Below are 3085 nucleotides of genomic sequence, written 5' to 3' on the forward strand. Positions count from 1 at the left end.
GTTTCCAACACCGGCGGCGGCGCCTCCTATTCTGACCTGCTGATCGCCTACGGCAACAGGCTCGACCAGCCGATGGCCTTCGACACCTCCGCCGGCATCACGGTCAGCTCCGGCGTCTCGGATTACGCGGCCAACACCATCGGCTGGTTCGAAGGCGTGCGCCAGCAGGCGTCGACCAACGCAGACGCGAAGGAAGCGCTGTCCACTCGCACCGCCGAAGCGCTGTCGAACGATACCGGCGTCAATGTCGACCAGGAAATGTCCCTGCTTCTCGACCTCGAGCATACCTATCAGGCGTCGGCGCGCATGATGAAGACCGTCGACGACATGCTGGACGCCTTGTTGGGCGCGGTGGGGTAGTCCATGAAAGCGACAGCCGTCTCCTCAGCCGCCATCTCCAACGCCCTGCGCTATCAGCAGATGCGCATGCAGGCCGATCTCGTCAAGGCGACCACCGAATCCCAGACCGGCAAGGTAGCGGATGTCGGCCTGGCGCTCGGCGGGCGCACGACACAGGCCGTCACCTTCCAGCGCGATCTCGACCGGTTGAACGGCATCGTCGATTCGAACTCGCTGGTCGCCGCGCGTCTGACTTCGACACAGGATTCGCTGGGTCAGCTCTCCGATGTCGCGCAGGATCTGCTGACGGCGCTGACCAGCGCCGTATCGGGCGACTCCTCGACCAGCATCACCCAGACCGCCGGCGCCACGGCGCTGCAGCAGATGACGGGCATCCTCAACACCAGCGTCAACGGCGAATACCTGTTTGCCGGGACCAACACCGACGTCAAGCCGATCGACGACTTCAGCGCCGCCGGCTCGCCCGCCAAGGCGGCGTTCGACGCCGCCTTCACCAGCTATTTCGGCTTCACCCAGAACGACCCCGCGGCCGCCAACATCACCGCCGCCCAGATGGACGACTTCATCACCACCGCGGTCGAGCCGCAGTTCCTGGGCTCCGGCTGGCAGGCCAACTGGTCGAACGCCACCGACGACCAGATCACCAGCCGCATTTCATTGAACGAGACCACGCAGACATCGGTCAGCGCCAACGAGCAAGGCATCCGCAAGCTCGCCATGGCGGCCGCCATGGTCGGCACGCTCTTTGCCGGCAACATCAGCGAGGCCGGGCAGAATACGATCGTCAGTCGCGCGCAAAAGCTGGTCGGCGAGGCCATCGGCGGCATCGTTCAGGTGCAGTCCGAAGCCGGCCTCGCCCAGAAGCGCGTGTCCGACGCCAGCGATCGCATGAAGACCCAGGTCGATCTGTTCGAGAAGCACATCATCGACCTCGAAGGCGTCGATCCCTCGGAGGCCGCCACCCGCGTGGCCGACCTGACGCAGCATATCGAAACGTCCTTCGCCTTGACCGCGCGACTGCAGCAACTGAGCCTGTTGAACTATCTCACCTGACACTCTCACCGGAACGCCAGAGCTCCGACGATGTATCAATTCTCCTACGCCGACATCCAGACCGACTCCGTCGCCGACGCCAAGGACCGGGAGCGGCAGTTGCTCACCCGATCGATCGACATGTTGTCCACGGCTGCTTCCGTTGGGCCGGAGTCGATTGAGGCGGTCGAGGCGCTGCACTTCACCAACCGCATCTGGACCACCTTCGTCGAGGATCTCGGCTCCAGCGACAATGCGCTGCCCAAGGAACTGCGCGCCAATCTGATCTCGATCGGCCTGTGGCTGCTGCGCGAAACGGAAGACATCCGGCAGGGCCGCACCAACAATTTCGAAGGATTGATCGAGGTCTCCCAGATCATCCGAGACGGCATCCAATGAGCAACACGCTGAAGATCTCGCTGAAGCCGAACGAGAAGATCTACATCAACGGCGCCGTCATCCGGGTCGACCGCAAGGTCACGATCGAGCTGATGAACGACGTTCAGTTCCTGCTCGAAAGCCACGTCATCCAGGCCGAGCAGGCCTCGACGCCGCTCAGGCAGCTCTATTTCATCGTGCAGATCATGCTGATCAACCCGCCGGGCGCCTCCGAGGCCCGCGACATGTTCCGCCGCTCGCTGCCGATGCTGATCGCAAGCTTCGACAATCAGGAAATCTGCAGCGCGCTGAAGCAGATCGACCGCATGGTCGGCGAGGATCATATCTACGAGGCGCTGAAGGCGATCCGCGCGCTCTATCCGCTCGAGCGCCAAGCGCTTGGCGGCAATGACGACATTCCGGAAGCGCCGCGCGCGCTGGCTGTGGGAGCATAAAGATGGCCGTGGACATGACAACGACGATCCCGGTTGGCGCCACCCAGGCCAGCAGCCAGCAGACCTCGAAGACGGCGGTCGACTACCAGTCGTTCCTGAAGCTTCTGATCGCCGAGATGAAGAACCAGGATCCGACCAAGCCGATGGATTCGACGGAATATGTCGCGCAGCTCGCGACCTTCTCGCAGGTCGAGCAATCGGTGCAGACCAACAGCAAGCTCGACCAGATCATGCAATCCTCGGCGCTGTCGCAGGCGGACGCGCTGATCGGCCGTTCGATCACCGCCGCCGACGGCAAGACAACAGGGACCGTGGCTTCGGTGAAGCTCGCAAGCAGCGGCCTGATCGCGGTGCTGCAGGACGGCACCGAGGTCCCTGTCGGCGCGGGCGTATCGATCAAGCCGGCCGCCTCGAGTTTCGCATAGGGTCTGCCCATGAACGAGGCCGACGCCCTCGATATCGTGCAATATGCGGTGTGGACGGTGCTTACCGCCTCCGCGCCGGTGGTGCTCGTGGCTATGGCCGTCGGTATCGGCATCGCGCTTATCCAGGCGCTGACGCAGATTCAGGAAATCACCCTCACTTTCGTGCCCAAGATCGTCGCCATCATGCTGGTCGTGGCGCTGACCGGCCCGTTCATCGGCAGCCAGATCTCGGCCTTCACCAACGTCATCTTCGAACGCATCGAGCACGGCTTCTGACCTGGGGCTGCGGGCATCCCGCCCGCGCGGACCGGCAAAAGTTTGGTCCACACCGGCAAGATGCTTGGCCTAAAGCTTCGCCGACGCATTTTCGCCTTTGCCTTCCTGTTGTTGGACCGGGATGCTTTGGCGAGTCGCCCGCGCGATGATGGCGCCGGG

6 protein-coding genes are annotated in these 3085 nt (G+C 63.4%); all 6 read left to right on the forward strand.

Annotation, left to right across the window (positions count from 1 at the left end; all coding sequences use genetic code 11):
• A partial coding sequence (locus EOA60_RS25915) for a flagellar basal body rod C-terminal domain-containing protein (RefSeq protein ID WP_281060779.1) occupies positions 1 to 360 on the forward strand: 360 nt, incomplete at its 5' end.
• A gap of 3 nt (positions 361 to 363) precedes the next feature.
• A complete protein-coding gene (locus EOA60_RS25920; protein WP_095823399.1) occupies positions 364 to 1413 on the forward strand; it encodes a flagellar hook-associated family protein in 1050 nt (349 codons plus the stop codon).
• A 30-nt stretch (positions 1414 to 1443) separates the two neighbouring features.
• Complete coding sequence (gene flaF, locus EOA60_RS25925; protein WP_067002429.1) at positions 1444 to 1791, forward strand: flagellar biosynthesis regulator FlaF; 348 nt, start codon at positions 1444 to 1446, stop codon at positions 1789 to 1791.
• Positions 1788 to 2225: a flagellar biosynthesis repressor FlbT gene (flbT, locus tag EOA60_RS25930; protein WP_095800447.1), complete on the forward strand. Its 438-nt coding sequence runs from the start codon at positions 1788 to 1790 to the stop codon at positions 2223 to 2225. The genes flaF and flbT overlap by 4 nt, the downstream gene beginning before the upstream one ends.
• A 2-nt stretch (positions 2226 to 2227) precedes the next feature.
• Positions 2228 to 2650 (forward strand): flagellar hook assembly protein FlgD, encoded by a 423-nt coding sequence (gene flgD, locus EOA60_RS25935; protein ID WP_095823400.1) that lies wholly within the window; start codon positions 2228 to 2230, stop codon positions 2648 to 2650.
• A gap of 9 nt (positions 2651 to 2659) precedes the next feature.
• A complete protein-coding gene (fliQ, locus tag EOA60_RS25940; RefSeq protein ID WP_027165133.1) occupies positions 2660 to 2926 on the forward strand; it encodes a flagellar biosynthesis protein FliQ in 267 nt (88 codons plus the stop codon).
• The last annotated feature ends 159 nt before the right edge of the window (positions 2927 to 3085 follow it).

Origin of the sequence: Mesorhizobium sp. M1A.F.Ca.IN.020.06.1.1 (genome assembly GCF_004023265.1) — a bacterium.
Taxonomy (GTDB): domain Bacteria; phylum Pseudomonadota; class Alphaproteobacteria; order Rhizobiales; family Rhizobiaceae; genus Mesorhizobium.

Excerpts from the sequence above, each read along its gene's own strand:
- fliQ (WP_027165133.1), top strand. The coding sequence starts at position 2,660 with ATGAACGAGGCCGACGCCCTCGATATCGTGCAATATGCGGTGTGGACG.
- EOA60_RS25920 (WP_095823399.1), top strand. The coding sequence starts at position 364 with ATGAAAGCGACAGCCGTCTCCTCAGCCGCCATCTCCAACGCCCTGCGC.
- flgD (WP_095823400.1), top strand. The coding sequence starts at position 2,228 with ATGGCCGTGGACATGACAACGACGATCCCGGTTGGCGCCACCCAGGCC.
- flaF (WP_067002429.1), top strand. The coding sequence starts at position 1,444 with ATGTATCAATTCTCCTACGCCGACATCCAGACCGACTCCGTCGCCGAC.
- flbT (WP_095800447.1), top strand. The coding sequence starts at position 1,788 with ATGAGCAACACGCTGAAGATCTCGCTGAAGCCGAACGAGAAGATCTAC.